The organism is Mycolicibacterium arabiense (assembly GCF_010731815.2).
GTDB lineage: Bacteria > Actinomycetota > Actinomycetes > Mycobacteriales > Mycobacteriaceae > Mycobacterium > Mycobacterium arabiense.
Genome location: NZ_AP022593.1, coordinates 1,595,891 through 1,612,490 on the forward strand (window position 1 = coordinate 1,595,891; position 16,600 = coordinate 1,612,490).

At 70.7% G+C, this 16,600-nt stretch carries 17 protein-coding genes; 8 read left to right on the top strand and 9 right to left on the bottom strand.

All coding sequences use genetic code 11. From position 1 onward, the window contains the following. Positions 1-53: 53 nt before the first annotated feature. The 5 genes from G6N61_RS09355 to G6N61_RS09375 are packed head-to-tail and all read left to right on the top strand — an operon-like array spanning position 54 to position 3,726. The gene (locus tag G6N61_RS09355) at positions 54-686 is read left to right on the top strand and encodes a DUF4178 domain-containing protein (protein WP_163918268.1); all 633 of its coding nucleotides are present in this window, start codon (positions 54-56) and stop codon (positions 684-686) included. Positions 687-695: 9 nt separating this feature from the next. Next, a complete protein-coding gene (locus G6N61_RS09360; protein WP_163918269.1) occupies positions 696-1,199 on the top strand; it encodes a DUF2617 family protein in 504 nt (167 codons plus the stop codon). Then, positions 1,196-1,639, top strand: a complete 444-nt coding sequence (locus tag G6N61_RS09365; protein WP_163918270.1) for a DUF4247 domain-containing protein — start codon at positions 1,196-1,198, stop codon at positions 1,637-1,639. The genes G6N61_RS09360 and G6N61_RS09365 overlap by 4 nt, the downstream gene beginning before the upstream one ends. A gap of 33 nt (positions 1,640-1,672) precedes the next feature. Next, positions 1,673-2,131, top strand: coding sequence for a DUF350 domain-containing protein (locus tag G6N61_RS09370; RefSeq protein ID WP_163918271.1), 459 nt, complete (start codon positions 1,673-1,675; stop codon positions 2,129-2,131). A 32-nt stretch (positions 2,132-2,163) separates the two neighbouring features. Then, complete coding sequence (locus tag G6N61_RS09375; protein WP_163918272.1) at positions 2,164-3,726, top strand: polyamine aminopropyltransferase; 1,563 nt, start codon at positions 2,164-2,166, stop codon at positions 3,724-3,726. Here G6N61_RS09375 and ligA read toward each other — a convergent pair. Together ligA and G6N61_RS09385 are read right to left on the bottom strand one after the other, a co-directional pair. Further along, positions 3,723-5,840: an NAD-dependent DNA ligase LigA gene (gene ligA / locus G6N61_RS09380; RefSeq protein WP_163918273.1), complete on the bottom strand. Its 2,118-nt coding sequence runs from the start codon at positions 5,838-5,840 to the stop codon at positions 3,723-3,725. The genes G6N61_RS09375 and ligA overlap by 4 nt on opposite strands. 46 nt (positions 5,841-5,886) lie before the next feature. Then, a complete protein-coding gene (locus tag G6N61_RS09385) occupies positions 5,887-6,486 on the bottom strand; it encodes a class I SAM-dependent methyltransferase (RefSeq protein WP_163918274.1) in 600 nt (199 codons plus the stop codon). 86 nt (positions 6,487-6,572) lie between these two features. Between G6N61_RS09385 and G6N61_RS09390 the strand changes: the two genes are divergently transcribed. Both G6N61_RS09390 and G6N61_RS09395 read left to right on the top strand, forming a co-directional pair. Beyond that, a complete protein-coding gene (locus G6N61_RS09390) occupies positions 6,573-6,968 on the top strand; it encodes an MmcQ/YjbR family DNA-binding protein (protein ID WP_163918275.1) in 396 nt (131 codons plus the stop codon). 37 nt (positions 6,969-7,005) lie between these two features. Next, complete coding sequence (locus G6N61_RS09395) at positions 7,006-8,619, top strand: 4-coumarate--CoA ligase family protein (RefSeq protein ID WP_163918276.1); 1,614 nt, start codon at positions 7,006-7,008, stop codon at positions 8,617-8,619. Here the strand turns inward: G6N61_RS09395 and G6N61_RS09400 are convergent. From G6N61_RS09400 to G6N61_RS09410, 3 genes are read right to left on the bottom strand one after another with little or no spacing between them, the layout of a single operon-like run. Further along, on the bottom strand, positions 8,609-9,760 hold the full coding sequence (locus G6N61_RS09400) for an NAD(P)/FAD-dependent oxidoreductase (RefSeq protein WP_163918277.1): 1,152 nt from the start codon (positions 9,758-9,760) through the stop codon (positions 8,609-8,611). The two genes, G6N61_RS09395 and G6N61_RS09400, sit on opposite strands and share 11 nt — an antisense overlap. A 47-nt stretch (positions 9,761-9,807) precedes the next feature. Beyond that, positions 9,808-10,722, bottom strand: coding sequence for a hypothetical protein (locus G6N61_RS09405; protein ID WP_163918278.1), 915 nt, complete (start codon positions 10,720-10,722; stop codon positions 9,808-9,810). A gap of 58 nt (positions 10,723-10,780) precedes the next feature. Further along, positions 10,781-11,791: a uroporphyrinogen decarboxylase/cobalamine-independent methonine synthase family protein gene (locus G6N61_RS09410; protein ID WP_163918279.1), complete on the bottom strand. Its 1,011-nt coding sequence runs from the start codon at positions 11,789-11,791 to the stop codon at positions 10,781-10,783. Between the two features lie 47 nt (positions 11,792-11,838). On the opposite strand from G6N61_RS09410, the gene G6N61_RS09415 reads away from it, so the two are divergent. Continuing rightward, the gene (locus tag G6N61_RS09415; protein ID WP_163918280.1) at positions 11,839-12,489 is read left to right on the top strand and encodes a sensor domain-containing protein; all 651 of its coding nucleotides are present in this window, start codon (positions 11,839-11,841) and stop codon (positions 12,487-12,489) included. Here the strand turns inward: G6N61_RS09415 and mnmA are convergent. From mnmA to G6N61_RS09435, 4 genes are read right to left on the bottom strand one after another with little or no spacing between them, the layout of a single operon-like run. Continuing rightward, a complete protein-coding gene (mnmA, locus tag G6N61_RS09420; protein ID WP_163918281.1) occupies positions 12,486-13,562 on the bottom strand; it encodes a tRNA 2-thiouridine(34) synthase MnmA in 1,077 nt (358 codons plus the stop codon). The genes G6N61_RS09415 and mnmA overlap by 4 nt on opposite strands. A gap of 2 nt (positions 13,563-13,564) precedes the next feature. Next, positions 13,565-14,761 carry a cysteine desulfurase family protein gene (locus G6N61_RS09425; protein ID WP_163918282.1) on the bottom strand — a complete coding sequence of 399 codons (1,197 nt, stop codon included), beginning with the start codon at positions 14,759-14,761 and terminating at the stop codon, positions 13,565-13,567. 34 nt (positions 14,762-14,795) lie between these two features. After that, a complete protein-coding gene (locus tag G6N61_RS09430) occupies positions 14,796-15,656 on the bottom strand; it encodes a lysophospholipid acyltransferase family protein (RefSeq protein ID WP_163918283.1) in 861 nt (286 codons plus the stop codon). Beyond that, positions 15,653-16,492 carry a GNAT family N-acetyltransferase gene (locus tag G6N61_RS09435; RefSeq protein WP_163918284.1) on the bottom strand — a complete coding sequence of 280 codons (840 nt, stop codon included), beginning with the start codon at positions 16,490-16,492 and terminating at the stop codon, positions 15,653-15,655. Before G6N61_RS09435 ends, G6N61_RS09430 begins: the two co-directional genes overlap by 4 nt. Positions 16,493-16,600: the final 108 nt, after the last annotated feature.

Below are 16,600 nucleotides of genomic sequence, written 5' to 3' on the forward strand. Positions count from 1 at the left end.
GCCGCGCTGTACGGTGAAGTGATTCCATTCGTCGGCGTTTCAGGGGGTTCCGCGTGGGAGATCTACTGGTCATCCTGGCGATCCTGCTGGGCCTCGCCGCCGTCGTGGTCTTCGTCATGGCACTGCGGCGACCCAAGAAGGGCGCCCCGAAGCAGCGAGAGGATCCGCTGCAGTTCGCCTCGCAGACCGCCACGTTCGGCCCCACCCAGCTCGGTCCCGGCGCCATCGTCAGCCACGGCAGCACCGACTACGTCGTCCGCGGTTCGGTCACGCTGCGCCAGGGCCCGTTCGTGTGGTGGGAGCACCTCCTCGAGGGCGGCAAGGGCGACGACTCCGCCTCCGGCACCCAGCCGGTGTGGTTCAGCGTGGAGGAGGACGAGGGCCGACTGGAGCTGGTGACGTGGTTACGCCGCAACGACCTTCAACTCGAGCCGGGCGGCGAGCACGTCGTCGACGGCATCCGCTTCCGCGAGACCGAGCGCGGCAGCGCCGGCTACACGACCGAGGGCACCACCGGGCTGCCCGCAGGCGGCGAGGTCGACTTCGTCGACTACGCCAATGACGACGAGACCAAACTCCTCGGCTTCGAACGCTGGGCGCCCGGGATGCCATGGGAGATCTCGGTCGGCACCAAGGTGCGGCCCGGCGAGCTGACCGTCTACCCGGCTCCGCCGGCCGGCGCGTAGGTCACGCCCTTGCCGTTGCACGAACTCGCAGTCATACCCACCGACATCAGCGGCGCCGTCCTGCGGCTGGCACTCAACGCCGCTGCCCCACGTCCGCTGGCCACGCACCGCCTCGACCACCCCCGCGGCGGAGCGCTGACGCTGGGCATCCTCGGCGCCTCGCACGTCATCACCGCCGAGCACGACGGCGCACCCTTCTCCGAGCAGGTCTCGTGCATCGCGCCGACCTCCGATGACCACCTGCCTCACCATGCCGACGCCCCCGGCTACGAATTGACGTCGAGCAGCACCGAACACGACGAGCCGTCGTTCCGGGCGCTCGCGGCCGAGCTGCGCAGGTGCTGCGCGGACGACGCCGGCTGGCTCGGCGGCACGTTCCCCGGTGACGACGCGGCGCTGACCGCGCTCACGGCCGCACCCGACGGCCCGGGCTGGCGCTGGCGGACGTGGCATCTGTACCCCGCCGCGCACGGCGGGACCGTCGTGCACACCCAGAGCAGGTGGCAGCCGTGAGCCGCGGGCGGCTGTTCCTGCTGTCCGGCGTGCTCGCACTCGCTGCCGTGCTGTGCCTCGCCCTCGGCGCGAGCGCGACGCCGGACATCCGGTCCCACATCGACCGCACCTATCAGCGGTACGCCACCACCGCAGACGCCAACCTGTACGAGTGCTCGGGCCGACCGGCCAGCGTGGCCGACGAACTGTCGGCCGTCCGCGAGCCCCACGCTCGCGCCTCCGATCGCGGCACCGAGTACCTGCGCTACGACGACGACATCGTCGCGATCGGTCCGGATGGCAACCGGCCGTGCACGATTCGCGTCGAGGACATTCGTCGCGGCGGGTACAGCGGGGGCGCCTTCATCTTCCTCGGTCCGGGGTTCTTTCCTGGATCACCGGCGGGCGGGTCCGGCGGCGGAACGGGCGGCGGCTCCGGCGGACCCGACGGCCCCAAGTAGCGCCCCACCCGGACCAAGACATAGGAGACACCGATGCATCAGGCCCTCGTGGAGTTCGGATCCCTCAGCGCCGAGTCGACGCTGCAGAACGTCGTCGCGGCGGTGCTGTACTTCGCCGTCGGAGTGGTGGTGCTCGGCGTTGGCTTCGTCGTGGTCGACCTGCTGACCCCGGGCAAGCTGCGTCGCCTGGTGTTCGTCGAGTACCGGCCGAACGCGGTGGCCGTCGCGTCGGCCATGTACGCCGCACTCGCACTGGTGGTCGTGTCGTCGATCCTGGCAAGCGCCGATGAACTGGCACAGGGGCTGTTCGACGCCCTGGTCTACGGATTGATCGGCGTGGCGCTGCAGGGCGCGGCTCTCGCGGTGCTCGAAGCCGTGGTGCCCGGACGGTTCCGCGACCTCGTCGAGGCCGAGCGGCTGCACCCGGCGGCGATCGCGACCGCCGTGATCATGCTGGCCGTGGGAGGGGTCAACGCCGCGGCCCTGTCGTGACCGTGGCGGCGGATCCGGCGGGGTCGCCAGGGGTGTCCGAGCCAGGCGCCGAGCCCACGCGTTCCCCGCGATGGCGCTCGGTACTGCTCGCGGCCGTGGCCGCCTGCGCGGCGTGCGGATTGATCTACGAGCTTGCGCTGCTGACGCTTTCGGCGAGCCTCAACGGCGGCGGGATCGTCGCGACGTCGCTGATCGTCGCCGGGTACGTCGCCGCCCTCGGGGTGGGCGGCCTGCTGGTCAAGCCCCTGCTGGGCCACGCCGCCATCACCTTCATCGCGGTGGAGACGCTGCTCGGCATCATCGGCGGGCTGTCGGCGGCGGTGCTGTACGTGACGTTCGCCTTCATCGGCAGTTCGACCTGGGTGCTCGTGCTGGGCACGGCGCTGATCGGCGTCCTCGTCGGTGCAGAGGTGCCGCTGTTGATGACGTTGCTGCAACGCGGGCGCACCGCGGGTGCGACCGACGCGGGCCGGGTACTGGCGAACCTGAACGCAGCCGACTACCTGGGGGCACTGCTCGGCGGGCTGGCCTGGCCGTTCCTCGTCCTCCCGACGCTCGGGATGATCCGCGGCGCGGCGGTCACCGGCATGGTCAACCTCGTCGCGGCGGCGGTGGTGGCGGTGTTCGTGCTGCGGTCGGTGGTCGGCGTCCGCCAGCTCGCCGGCGCGCTGTGCGTGCTCGCGGCGGCCTTCGTGACGCTGGCCGGGGTGATGGTGAGCGCGAACGGGATCGAGACCACGTCGCGTCAGCGTCTGTACGCGGATCCGATCATCGCCTACGAGCGCTCGGCCTACCAGGAGATCGTCGTGACTCGGCGCGGATCGGACATGCGCCTGTATCTCGACGGCGGCCTGCAGTTCTCGACCCGAGACGAGTACCGCTACACCGAGAGCCTGGTGTACCCGGCACTCGGCGCAGGCGCGCGGTCGGTGCTCGTGCTGGGCGGCGGCGACGGCCTCGCCGCGCGGGAACTGCTGCGTGAACCCGGGATCGAGGACATCGTCCAGGTCGAACTCGACCCAGACGTGGTGCGCCTGGCCCGCACGACGATGCGCGAGGCCAACGCCGGCTCGCTCGACGACCCCCGGGTGCGGGTGGTCATCGCCGACGCCATGACGTGGCTGCGCGATCCCGACCCGACGTTGCTGCCCCCCGGCGGGTTCGACGCGGTGATCGTCGACATGCCGGATCCGGACAACCCGGTCCTGGGCAGGCTGTATTCGACGGAGTTCTACGCTCTGCTGACCCGCGTGCTGGCCCCCGACGCACTGGTCGTGGTGCAGGCCGGTAGCCCGTACTCGACGCCGATGGCGTTCTGGCGCACGGTGTCGACGATCCGGTCGGCGGGGTACGCGGTGACGCCGTACCACGTGGACGTCCCGACGTTCGGCGACTGGGGCTTCGCGTTGGCCCGGCGCGGCACCGAACCCCCGATGCCGAAGATGCCCAACGACGTTCCGCCGCTTCGGTTCCTGGACCAGAGCGTGCTCGACGCCGCGACGGTGTTCGGTGGCGACGTCGCCCCCGTCACGCTCGAGCCCTCGACGCTCGACAACCCGCGCGTCGTCGAGGACATGCGGCGCGGTTACCGCTAGGCGTCTTCGGGTTCTGAGTCCGGCTCCGGCTCGGCCGTGGGTTCCGGGCCGTTGTCCAGCAGTCGCCGGAACCCGTCCTCGTCGAGCACCGGCACGCCCAATTCGATTGCCTTGTCGTACTTCGAGCCCGGGGCGTCGCCTGCGACGACGTAGGCCGTCTTCTTCGACACCGACCCCGCTGCCTTGCCGCCGCGCGCGAGGATCGCCTCCTTGGCCTCGTCCCTGGAGAAGCCGGTCAGCGATCCGGTGACCACGATCGACATTCCGTCCAACGTGCGTTCGATCGAGGCGTCCCGTTCGTCGGCCATGCGCACGCCCGCGGCGCGCCACTTGTCGACGATCGCGCGATGCCAGTCGACGGTGAACCACTCGACGACCGCCGCGGCGATCGTTGGCCCCACGCCTTCGGACGACGCCAGCTGCTGCTCGGAGGCGGCCTCGATCGCCTCGAGGCTGCCGAACTCGCTCGCCAGCGCCCGCGCGGCGGTGGGCCCGACGTGCCGGATCGACAGCGCCACCAGCACGCGCCACAGCGCCTGCTGCTTGGCCTTGCCCAGGTTGGCCAGCAGCCGCTTGCCGTTGGCCGACAGCTCTCCCTTCTGGGTGGTGAAGAGCTGCGTGCGCAGCAGGTCGTCCTCGGTGAGGGTGAACAGGTCGCCCTCGTCGGTGATCGCGCCTGCCTGCAGCAGGGCGATGCCCGCCTCGTAGCCCAGTCCCTCGATGTCGAACGCACCGCGGCCGGCGACGTGGAACACGCGCTCTCGCAACTGCGCTGGGCAGGTTCGGGCGTTGGGGCAGCGGATGTCGGCGTCGCCCTCCTTGGCGGGCGCCAGCGTGGTGCCGCACTCCGGGCACTCGGTGGGCATCACGAACTCGCGCTCGGAGCCGTCGCGCGCGTCGACGACCGGGCCGAGCACCTCGGGAATCACGTCGCCTGCCTTGCGGATCACGACGGTGTCGCCGATCAGCACGCCCTTGCGCTTGACCTCCGAGGCGTTGTGCAGCGTCGCCAACCCGACCGTCGAACCGGCCACCTTCACCGGTTCCATGTACGCGAACGGGGTGACCCGCCCGGTGCGCCCGACGTTGACCCGGATGTCGAGGAGCTTGGTCGTGGCCTCCTCCGGTGGGTACTTGTACGCGATCGCCCACCGGGGTGCCCGCGACGTGGCGCCGAGCCGCCGTTGCAGTGACACGTCGTCGACCTTGACGACGAGGCCGTCGATCTCGTGCTCGACGTCGTGGCGGTGCTCGCCCCAGTAGGTCACCTGCTCGGCGGCCGCGGCGACGCCCTTGACGCGGGTGGCGTGGGTCGAGACCGGCAATCCCCACGCCTTCAGCGCGAGGTACGCATCGTGCAGCGTCGTGGGCGTGAACCCCTCGGTGCGGCCGAGGCCGTGACAGATCATGTGCAGCCGCCTGCGGGCGGTGATGGCCGGGTTCTTCTGCCGCAGCGATCCCGCCGCGCTGTTGCGCGGGTTGGCGAACGGCGCCTTGCCCTCGGCGACCAGTCCGGCGTTGAGTTCCTCGAAGTCGGCGACCCGGAAGAACACCTCGCCGCGCACCTCGAGCACCCTGGGCACCGGGTATTCATCGTTGTGCGTGAGCCTCTCGGGCACGTCGTCGATGGTGCGGGCGTTCAGCGTGACGTCCTCGCCGGTGCGGCCGTCGCCGCGGGTGGCCGCCCGTTCCAGCTTGCCGTCGCGGTAGACCAGCGCGAGTGCGACGCCGTCGATCTTCAGTTCGCACAAGAACTCCGGGTCGTCGCCCACCTCGCTGGTCAGCCGCGCGGCCCAGGCGCTGAGTTCCTCGGAGTTGAACACGTTGTCCAGGCTGAGCATCCGCTCGAGGTGGTCCGCGGGGGCGAACTCGGTGGCGAAGCCCGCACCGCCGACCAACTGCGTCGGCGAGTCCGGCACACGCAGCTCGGGGTGTTCCTCCTCCATCGCGTTGAGCCGGCCGAGCAGCGCGTCGAACTCGCCGTCGGAGATGACGGGCGCGTCCTTGACGTAGTAGCGGAACTGATGGCCTCGCACTTCCTCGGCCAGTTCCTGCCACGCGCGCCGGACGTCCGGTGCGACGGGATCGGCGGGCGTTTCGGGCTCGGCGTTCACCCAGGCAGATTATCCGAGCCGGCCGACACCTCGGCCGCGCTCGGGATCACTGCGGGCGACGGAACCGAACGACGTCGTGCCAGGTGTCGGAGATGGTGTCGCAGTACCAGAAGCCGGCCTCCTCGGCCATCTCGCGTAGCGCTGCGGCGGGCAGCGGGTCGGGGTCGGGGAAGCCTTCGAGCAACACCAGCAGACCGCCTGGCCGCACGACCCGCGCGAGCGATCGCAGGCATCTCCGTGGGTCGGACACCTCGCCGATGACCATGGCGAGGAAGGCGACGTCGAACGAGTCGTCCGGCAGCGCGATCCCGCGGCCGGCGTCGCCGGTGTGGAATCCGACGTCGCGGAAGCCGTTCCTGGCGAGCTTGCGCTGGGCGCGTTCGAGCATCTGCGGCTGGAGGTCGAACAGGTGCAGTCGGCCCGTGGTGAGGCGTTGGGCGATGGCGACGCTGTAGAAGCCCGGGCCCGGGCCGACTTCGAGTACCCGCTCGGCTCCGGTCAGCGCCAGGTGGTGGACGGTCGCCCGGGGGTTCGAGACGGCGCGGCGTACCGGGTTGTCGAGGAGCACCGCGGCGCGATGCGGGTGGGCGAACGTCCCTGCCCGCCGGGTCTGTTGGGCCAACTTGTCGAGCCACGTCGTCGGCACGGCACTCCTTCGGCTGCGAACACCACGTCACGAATAGGTAAGCCTTGCCTAAGCTATCAGCTCGCTCGATCGGATAGCATGACCACGTGCCGCACCCGATCGCGTTCCGCGAGGACGATCCTGGGCTGGCCGAGCTACGGGCCATCGCCCTGGGCTTCCCCGACGCCTTCGAGAAGGTGTCCCACGGCCGACCGGTGTTCTGCGCCCCCAAGATGTTCGCGATCTACGGCGGCAGCATCAAGGAACCGGGCCCGATGCGCACCGTGCCGAACTGCGTGCTGGTCAAGGTCGACGACTCCGATCGTGCCGCGCTCGAGGACGACCCGCGGGTGTTCTACCCCGCCTATCTGGGCCCCTACGGGTGGCTGGGCTTGGACTTCTCCGTGGCCGAGGTCGACTGGACCGAGGTCGCCGAACTGGTCGACACGTCGTTTCGTCTGGTCGCATCGCGCAGACTGATCGAGCAACTCGACCAACGTTGACCGGCAACTCCAGCGACATGGTTCGATCGGACGCGAGATGAGTTTCGACAGCCCCTTCCCCCAGGTCCACGTTCCGACGACGAGTGTCTACGACTACCTGTTCGGTGATCTCGACGAGTCCGATGCCGACCGCATCGCCCTCTTCGACGCCAAGACCGGTACCGAGACCAGCTACCGCGACATGATCAGCAAGATCGACGCCTTCGCAGGCGCGCTGGCCGAACGCGGCATAGGCGTCGGCGACGTCGTCGCACTGTTGGCGCCCAACAGCTCCGCATTCGCGATCGCATTCCACGGCATCCTTCGCTCGGGCGCCACCGCGACCACGGTCAACGCGCTGTTCACCGCGAAGGACATCGCCAAGCAACTGACCGACTCGCAGGCCAAGATGCTGGTCACCGTGTCCGTGCTACTCCCCCAGGCCGCCGAGGCCGCTGCGGCGGTCGGACTCGACGACGCTGCGCTGGCCGTGTTGGACGGGCCCGGCGTCGGGGCCGACGGGCACCCCAACGCCGACGACCTGCTCGGCCCGGCACTGCCCGCGCCCGAGGTGACGTTCGACCCGGCCGAGCACCTCGCGGTGCTGCCGTACAGCTCGGGCACCACGGGAAATCCCAAGGGCGTCATGCTCACCCACCGCAATCTCACCGCCAACGTGGCGCAGATCCGGCCGCTGCAGGGCATGCAGTCCGACGACCGCATCCTGGCGGTGCTCCCGTTCTTCCACATCTACGGCATGACAGTGCTGTTGAACGCCGCGATGCACGCCCGCGCGCAGCTCGTCATCATGCCGAGCTTCGACCTGACCGAGTTCCTTCGCAACATCGCCGAGCGCAAGTGCACCTATGCGTTCATCGCGCCGCCGGTCGCCGTGGCGCTGGCGAAGCATCCGCTGATCGAGGAGTTCGACCTGTCGAGCCTGCGCGGCATCATGTCCGGTGCGGCGCCGCTGGACGAGGACCTGGGTCGCGCCGTGGCGGAGCGACTGGGGTGCGCGCTGGTGCAGGGCTACGGCATGAGCGAGCTGAGCCCCGTGAGCCACGTGTCGCCGTTCGACGGCGGCCAGGAGATGGTGGGAACGGTCGCCCCGCTCAGCTCGTGCGGGTGGACGGTGCCCAACGCGACCAGCAAGATCATCGATCCGGAGACGGGCAACGAGATAAACCCGCCCGCAACGGGTCTCAGCGACACCGGTGAGCTGTGGTTCAAGGGGCCGAACGTCATGGCCGGCTACCTGAACAACGAGAAGGCCACCCGCGAGACCATCGACGACGACGGCTTCCTCCACACCGGCGACCTTGCCCGCGTGGACTCCACCGGATGCGTCTACATCGTCGACCGGCTCAAGGAACTGATCAAGTACAAGGGCTACCAGGTGCCGCCGGCAGAACTCGAGGCCGTCCTGCTGAGCCATCCAGCGATCGCCGACGCCGCAGTGATCGGCGTGCACGACGCCGATTCCGGTGAGGAGATCCCGAAGGCGTTCGTCGTCAAGCAGAACTCCGATCGGGACGACCTCGATGCGGCCGCGGTGATGGAGTTCGTGGCCGGCCAGGTCGCCCCGTACAAGAAGGTGCGCCAAGTCGAGTTCATCGACGCCATCCCGAAGTCCGCCTCCGGCAAGATCCTGCGCAAGGACCTCAGGCGCTAGTCGGCGCGGGCTTGCCCGCGGCGATGAGTTCCTCGCCGAGGTCGTAGTCGTCGTCGGACTCGTAGGTCAGGACGCCGACGGCGCGACCCTCGGATTCGTACCAGACGGTGAAGCCACCGTCTCGCTCGACGAACCGGCTTCGGTCGTACCCGTCGCCCCAGGCGTGGTACTTCACGGCGGCGTCGCCGATCTCGGTCCAGAAGCCCGGCACGCTGGACCAGGATGCGTCGTCACCCGCCGCGGAGGCGCCGGCGACCTCACCGTGATCCATCGCGTCCTGCCAGTGCTCGACTGCCAGCGCCCGCCCGGCGGTGGAGTTCACCGCCTTCGCGACGTCGCCTGCGGCGTACACGCCGTCGACGTTCGTGCGCATGTCGGCGCCCACCAGGATGCGACCATCTTCGAGCGAGATGCCCGCCGCTTCCGCGATCGCCCCGTTGGGCGCCACGCCGGTCGCCGCCAGGACGAGGTCGGCAGTGATGGTCCGACCGTCGTCGAGGCGCACGGCATCGCCGTCGATCGACGCCACGCCCGAACCGCCGGCGAAGCGCGCACCCGTCGCCTCGACGAGGGCCTTGATCCTCCGCCCCGCCTCGTCGCCCAGCCGCTTCTGCTGCGGCACCTCGCTGGGCGCCACCAGGGTCACCTCGAGGCCCATGAGGGCAAGCGACGCCGCAGCCTCACAACCGATGAACCCCGCACCGATCACCACGGCCGAGCGCGCCGCACCCGCAGCAGTACGCAACCGCGCGGAGTCCGACAGCGAACGGAGCAGCAATGCCCGCTCACCACCCGGCACCTCGAGCGGTTTCGGGCTGGCCCCCGACGCCACGATCAACGCGTCGTAGTCGAACTGGCCGCCTGCGGCTTCGACGACACGTCGCCCGACGTCGATGCGCCGCACCGGCGACTCCAAGGTGAGCTCGATCGCCCGCTCGTCGAACCACTGCCGAGGGTGCAAGTCCACGTCGTCGGTGTCACCGCGCAGGAAGTCCTTGCTCAACGGTGGGCGTTCGTAGGGCGGCCGGTCGTCGGCGGTGAGGATGCGGATGTGCGCCTCTGGCTGCCGCTCGCTGTACGCCTCGACTGCGCTGATGGCGGCGGGGCCACTACCGATGACGACCAAGCGGGGTGTGCTCATCGCAGGGGCATACCCTGGATTCACCGATGTGCAACCAGGATTCGCGCTCAGCGACTCGCGAGCGACGACGTCAGTTGGTCGGCGGCCCTGTTGGCACGCGCCTGACGGTATCCCAGCCAGATCCCGGCCAGCGGTGCGAGGATCAGGCCCGCCAACCCCCACATAGCGCCGATGCCGCCGGTGGCCGGTGGTGCCGTCATCAGGGGCGGGGCCGCCTGCGACGAGTGGTCGACCGGGCTGATCGGTGCGGGCAGCGGCAGCACGGCGACCGCGGGGGGTTCCGCGGGCGCCACGACGGGCGCTGGTGGCTCGACGTTCGATGGAATGACCGGCGCCGGTACGACCGGCGGTTCGACGCGGTCGGTGCTGCCCTCGCCGGGCACGCGTCCGTTGCCGACGACCACCCGCGGGCTGACCGGAGGATCGACCGCTTGATTGGCCCCACCCCCACCGCCACCGCCGCCGGCTTCCTCGGCGACCTCTGACGCGAACGATGGCGTCCCCTCCGCCGAGACCGATGGCGACTGCGGCGCCTCGCCTGCGACGGGTGCTCGGGCAGCGACACGTGCCGTCGGCGCTACGACCTCGGCCTCGGGTGCCACTGCCTCGGGTGTCGGCACGTCACCGGGTCCGCTCGGAACCCAGTCGCCGTCGGACCGGCGGTCCCCGGAGTCGTCAGTGCCGACCGACCCGTCGCCACGCCGAGCGTCGCGGTCGCGCTCGGACCGACCTCGCTCGTTTCGAGCTTGGCCGTCGCGACCGTCGCGCTGGGAGTGTCCACCATCGCGGCCGCCACGGCCGTCCCGGTCGGACGAGTCACGCCCGTCACGGGAATGGGAATGGCGGGGCCCCGGATCGCCGACGGCGACCGCAACACCCGGGCCGGCCACCAGCACGCCGGCCGCCAGCAATGCTGCGGCCAAGCCGCCGATGGCGTCGGAACCACACGTGGATGGGGCCACGTTCCCATCTTCGCACGCGTCAATCACGATTGGCGCGTGCTGGGCGAATGAGTTGGCTCTATGCCGAGTCCGGGTCCACCGCGATGCCGTCGGCAACCTTCTGGGCCAGCTCGATCGCGGTACGGGCCCAGTCGGCCGTTGCCTCCGCCAGTCCGCAGGCCGGCGAGACGCCGATCCGTTCGCGCAGCACCGTACGGGGAAAGCCGAGACGGTCGGTGATCCCGGCGGCCGTCGCCGCGATCTGCTCGGGCACCGGGCGGCTGGCCGGCGCCGCGGTCGGCACCACCCCCAGCACCACGACGCGGCCCGACTCGACGAACTCGCCGATGCCGTCGAGATCGGTGACGACCAAGCGGCTCGCATCCAGCATCACCGCGTCGAAAGCGCTGCGCTGCAGCATCTTCCACGGCAGATCCGACGCACAGCAGTGCAGCGCGACCTCGCCACCCACCGCGGCCACGCACTCGTCGAGCAGGTTGCCCGCGAACGCCTCGTCGACGGGATGCACTGGCGTGAACCTGGTGACGCCGGTCAGCCGACCCAGCAGCGCGGCGGGCAGCGACGGTTCGTCGAACTGCACGACCACGTGCGTGTCGAGCCGCCTGGCGAGTTCGTTGCGGTGTGCCCGCACCCCTTCGGCGAGGGAGGCCGCCAGGTCGCGGACGGCGCCCAGGTCGGTGAGTGCGCGGTGCCCACCGGGGAGTTCCAGATGCGTGGCGAGCGTGATGGGACCGGGCGCCTGCACCTTGATGGTCCGTCCGCTACCCCGCAGCCCGGCCTTCTCCCACGCCTCCTCCAGCGCGTCGACGTCCTCGTCGAGCAGGCTGACGGCCCGCCGCATCGCCGAGCTGCGGCCAGCGGCGATGCGGTATCCGCGCGGCACGGTGTCCACGCCGATGTCCACCAGCAACGCCGCTGCGCGGCCGATCATGTCCGCGCCGACGCCGCGGCCGGGCAACTCCACCAGGTGGGCCAGGGTGGTCAATTCGCCAACGACCACCTCGGCGGCGTCTCGGGCGGACACACCGGGCCAGGAGCCGACGCCGGTGGCCGTCGCGAAAACACTCACGTGGCCAACACTATTCGATGCCGAACCAGACGCGTTAGTCTCGGGACATGCCCGCCGCGATCCGTCGCATGCTGCTCGGGCCCATTGCCGCCGTCCTGCTGGCCGCCACGGTCGCCTGTGCGCACACCGTCTCGGGTTCGCCGGTACGCGCGATTCCGGGCATCGACGACGACTCGAAGTCCCCCGTGGACGTCGACGCCGTGCTGCTCGAGCAGACGCAGATGAGGGCCATCACCGGCGCGGGCGAGGACCTCACGGTGATCCCGAGCATGGACGGCAAGCAGCCCGTCGACATCGTGGCGCTCGCCGAGTCCGCACCCGAGCAGTGTCAGTGGTACTTCGTCGAGACGCAGACGTTCGGCGCCGAGATCGAGGAATTCCACAAGACGACCTACCAGGACCCACCGGAGGCCGCGCTGATCTCCCAGGGCGCCGCGGGCTACCGCGACGCGACCACGGCGCGGCGGGCGTTCGACGACCTGGCCGGGCTGATCGATCGCTGTGGGTCGACGTCGTCGGGTGCGCTGTACGTGGGCGACTGGACCGTCACGGCGGACGGGCTGCAGACCCGCACCTCGAGGTGTGGGCGTGACTATCGGGTCAAGTCGGCGGTGCTCGTCGAAATCACGTTCTGCGGGTACCCGTCGACGGTGCCCGACATCGTGATGACCAACGTGCTGGCGAAGGTACCGGCCTAGCGGTCGGCGCCGACGATCGTGGCGCTGGCGACGACCTCGTCGCCTGCCGGGTCCGGCCGGTACAGCACCATGGTCTGTCCGGGCGCGACACCGCGCAGGGGGCTACGCAGGTCGGCGACGAGCCTGCCGTCGCGAAGCTCGGCCACCGCGGGCGCCAGCCCACCGTGGGCGCGTACCTGCACCTCGCACTCGACCGGTCCGTCGAAGGCCCGGCCGGAGGTGAACACCGGTCGTTCGCCTGTCAGCACGTCCACGTCGAGGTCGGCGACGTCACCGACGCGCACCGTCCCGCTGTCGGCGTCGATGGCGGTGACGTAGCGCGGCTTGCCGTCCGCACCCGGTCCCGCGATGCCCAGACCCTTGCGCTGCCCGATGGTGAATCCGTGCACACCGTCGTGCTCCGCCAGGACGGTGCCCCCCGCGTCGACGACGGCGCCGCGCCGCACTCCGATGCGGGCTCCGAGGAACGCCTGGGTGTCACCGGACGGGATGAAGCAGATGTCGTGGCTGTCGGGCTTCTCGGCGACGGCCAGCCCGCGCCGGGCGGCCTCCTCGCGGATGGCCGGCTTGGGTGTGTCGCCGATGGGGAACGCGGCGCGCGCCAACTGCTCGGCGGTCAGCACGCCCAGCACGTAGGACTGATCCTTGTCGGCGTCTACCGCGCGGCGCAATCTGCCGTCGGACAAGCGGGCGTAGTGCCCCGTCGCCAGCACGTCGAAGCCGAGCGCGACCGCCCGGGCAGCGAGGGCGGAGAACTTGATCCGCTCGTTGCAGCGCACGCAGGGGTTCGGGGTCTCGCCCCTGGCGTAGGACTCGACGAAGTCGTCGATCACGTCCTCGGCGAATCGGTCCGCGAAGTCCCATACGTAGAAGGGGATGTCGAGGATGTCGGCGACGCGTCGGGCGTCACCGGCGTCCTCCTTCGAGCAGCAGCCGCGCGAGCCGGTGCGCAGGGTGCCCGGCGTGGCCGACAACGCGAGGTGCACGCCGACGACGTCGTGGCCGGCGTCGACCATCCGCGCCGCCGCCACCGAGGAATCGACGCCGCCACTCATCGCGACCAGAACCCGCATGGCTACTTCCCGTATCCGGCGCTGGCCAGCGCAGCCTGGCGGGCCCGGTCGACGGCCGCGGGCAGGACCGCCAGCGCGGCGGTGACGTCGGCGTCGGTGCTGGTGTGTCCCAGCGACAGTCGCAGCGACCCCCTGGCGCTCGCGGGGTCAGCGCCCATCGCGATCAACACGTGCGACGGCTGGGCGACTCCTGCCGTGCACGCCGAGCCGGTCGAGCACTCGATTCCCTTGGCGTCCAACAGCATCAGCAACGCGTCGCCCTCACACCCGCGGAAGGTGAAGTGCGTGTTGCCGGGAAGACGGGCATCGCCCGTGGCACCGTTGACCACGACGTCGCCGATCGTCGCGAGCACGCCGTCGATCAGGGCGTCGCGCAGTGCGGACACGCGACTGCGGTGCGCGTCGAGACCCTCGACGGCGATCTTGGCCGCGGCGGCCATCGCCACCGCGCCCGCCACGTCCGGCGTGCCCGAACGCACGTCGCGCTCCTGGCCACCGCCGTGCAGCAGTGGGACGCACGGGGTGTCGCGCCGCAGCAGCAGCGCACCGACCGCCGCGGGGCCACCGAACTTGTGGGCGGCGATGCTCACGGCCGACAGGCCGCTGGCGGCGAAGTCCACCGGGACCTGACCGACGGCCTGGATGCCGTCGCTGTGCATGGGTACGTCGAATTCCGCTGCGACCGCGGCGAGTTCGGCGATCGGCAGGATGGTGCCCACTTCGTTGTTGGCCCACATGATGGACACCAGGGCGACGTCACCGGCCTCACAGTGCTCCTGCAGGACCTCGCGCAGCGCGGCGGGCGACACGGAACCGTCCGGGCGGACCGGCAGGAACGTGACGTCGGCGCCTTCGTGCTCGACCAGCCATTCGACGGCGTCGAGGACGGCGTGGTGTTCGATCGGCGTCGTCACGATGCGGGTGCGGCGGGGATCGGCGTCGCGGCGTGCCCAGAAGATGCCCTTGACCGCCAGGTTGTCACTCTCGGTGCCACCCGCGGTGAAGACGATCTCCGACGGCCGGGCACCCAGGAGTCCGGCCAGCGCCTCGCGAGCCTCCTCCATCCGGCGCCGCGCGGCCCGGCCCGTCGTGTGCAGCGAGGATGCGTTGCCCACCGTCGCCAAGGCACCCACCATCGCCTCGATCGCAGCGGGGTGCATCGGGGTCGTGGCAGCGTGATCTAGATAGACGGCGGTCATGGCCAACCCAGGATACCGGCAGGCCAGGTCAGACCTAGGCGACCAGGGCGTGGCCCCCGGCGACGTGCTGGTGGGTGGGCAGCGTGCGCGACGCTCCGCGCACCGCCGCCTCGCAGCGTGCGGCAAGGTCGCGCCGGTCGTCACCGGGCAGCTGCAGTGACGAGACGTGCACGTGGCACACCGTCTGACGCGTGGTGATCACCCGTTTGATCGACTGCAGCAGCGAGTCGTCGCCGATGAACGACGGCACCGTCGAACGCCTGCCGTCACGGTGGTGGTAGCTCAGACGCAGCGGCTGCACCGGGCGTCCCGCGTCGATGGCGCCCTGGAACATCGCCGGCTTGAACGGCCCGTATCCGACACCGCACCAGGTGGTGCCCTCCGGGAAGGCCACCACGGTCTTGCCCGCCTGCAGCCGGTCCGCGACGGCGCGCACCACCCCGGGCAGCCGGCGCAGGTCGTTGCGGTCGATCGGGATGATCTTCATCAGCCGGACGACCCGGCCCAGCCCCGGCCAGTCGACGAGATCCGCGCGGGCGACGAACGACCCCGGTAGCACCGAGCCGATCGTGAAGACGTCGATCCAGGACACGTGGCCGCTGACCACCAGCACGCCGCTGAGGTTGCGGATCGGGCCGCCGGACACCGTGATCCGCACGCCGAGGCAGCGCAGCATCATCCGGCAGTAGAGGCGTTGCAGGCGCGAACGCCCCGGCAGCGGCAGCGCGAGCAGTGCGAACGCCGGGAAGACGACGATGGCGCACGCGATGCGTGCGGCTGTGCGCAGCGCCACGACCGCGGGGTGGGAGGCCGTCGTGGTGTCGACGCGGATGCAACTCGAGTCGCACGACGCCCGCGGCAGCCAGGCGTGGTCGACCAGGGCGTGGCTGCTCATCGGGCGATCCCCTCGGCCATGTCGCCCGCGGCCGAGACCGACCGCAGCCGCTTCAGGTATCGAACGTCGGCCTGCCGCTTGTCCAGCAGCGCCGGGAAGTCCCCGACCCCGAAGTCGGGGTCGTGGGCCGGGTCGCCGCACACCCGGGCACCGAGCCGCAGGTAGCCCCGCATCAGCGGCGGCACTGACACCCGCGACGGCGGGTCGATGTCGTCGAGCCCCAGCCCCCCGAGGATCACCGGCCGGTACGGGCGCACCACATACTCGGAGGCGTGCCGCCGACGCACGAAGTCACGGACGCCTCGGATCCCCGCACCGGGCGTCTCGCCGGGTTCGCCCTGCACCGGAACCGACACGCAACCGGTCACGTAGTCATAGCCGCAGCGGTCCAGGTAAGCCAGGATGCCCGCCCACATCAGCAGCACGACGCCGCCGTTGCGATGGTCGTGCCGCACCACGGCGCGCCCCATCTCGACCATCGACGGCCGGATCCCGTCGAGCGCGCTGACATCGAACTCGGTGGCCGTGTAGAGGCCGCCGGCGGCGATCGCACCCGGCGGCGGCAGCATGCGGTAGCAGCCGACGATCTCCTGCGACTCGTCCTCGCGTACCAGCAGGTGGTCGCAGAACTCGTCGAAGCGGTCGGCGTCGCGCCCGTCGGTCGACCCGGCCAGATCGAACCCGGGTTCGGAGGTGAACACCTCGTGGCGCAACCGCTGGGCGGCGTCCACGAGTTCGGAATCGGTGGACAGCAACAGTGTGTAGCGCGGCCCGGTCCCCCCGGACGCCGTGCCTTCGGTTTCGTCGGCGGCAATGAGTACGGATGCCATGCTCATGGCTTGCACGCTCGCCCAGGTGTCGGGCGGGATGCCTACGACGGCGTGACGTGTTCGTGCACGCTGGGTGACGACTCCGTGCGCCCCGGGGGGGCTTCGGCGGCGGGC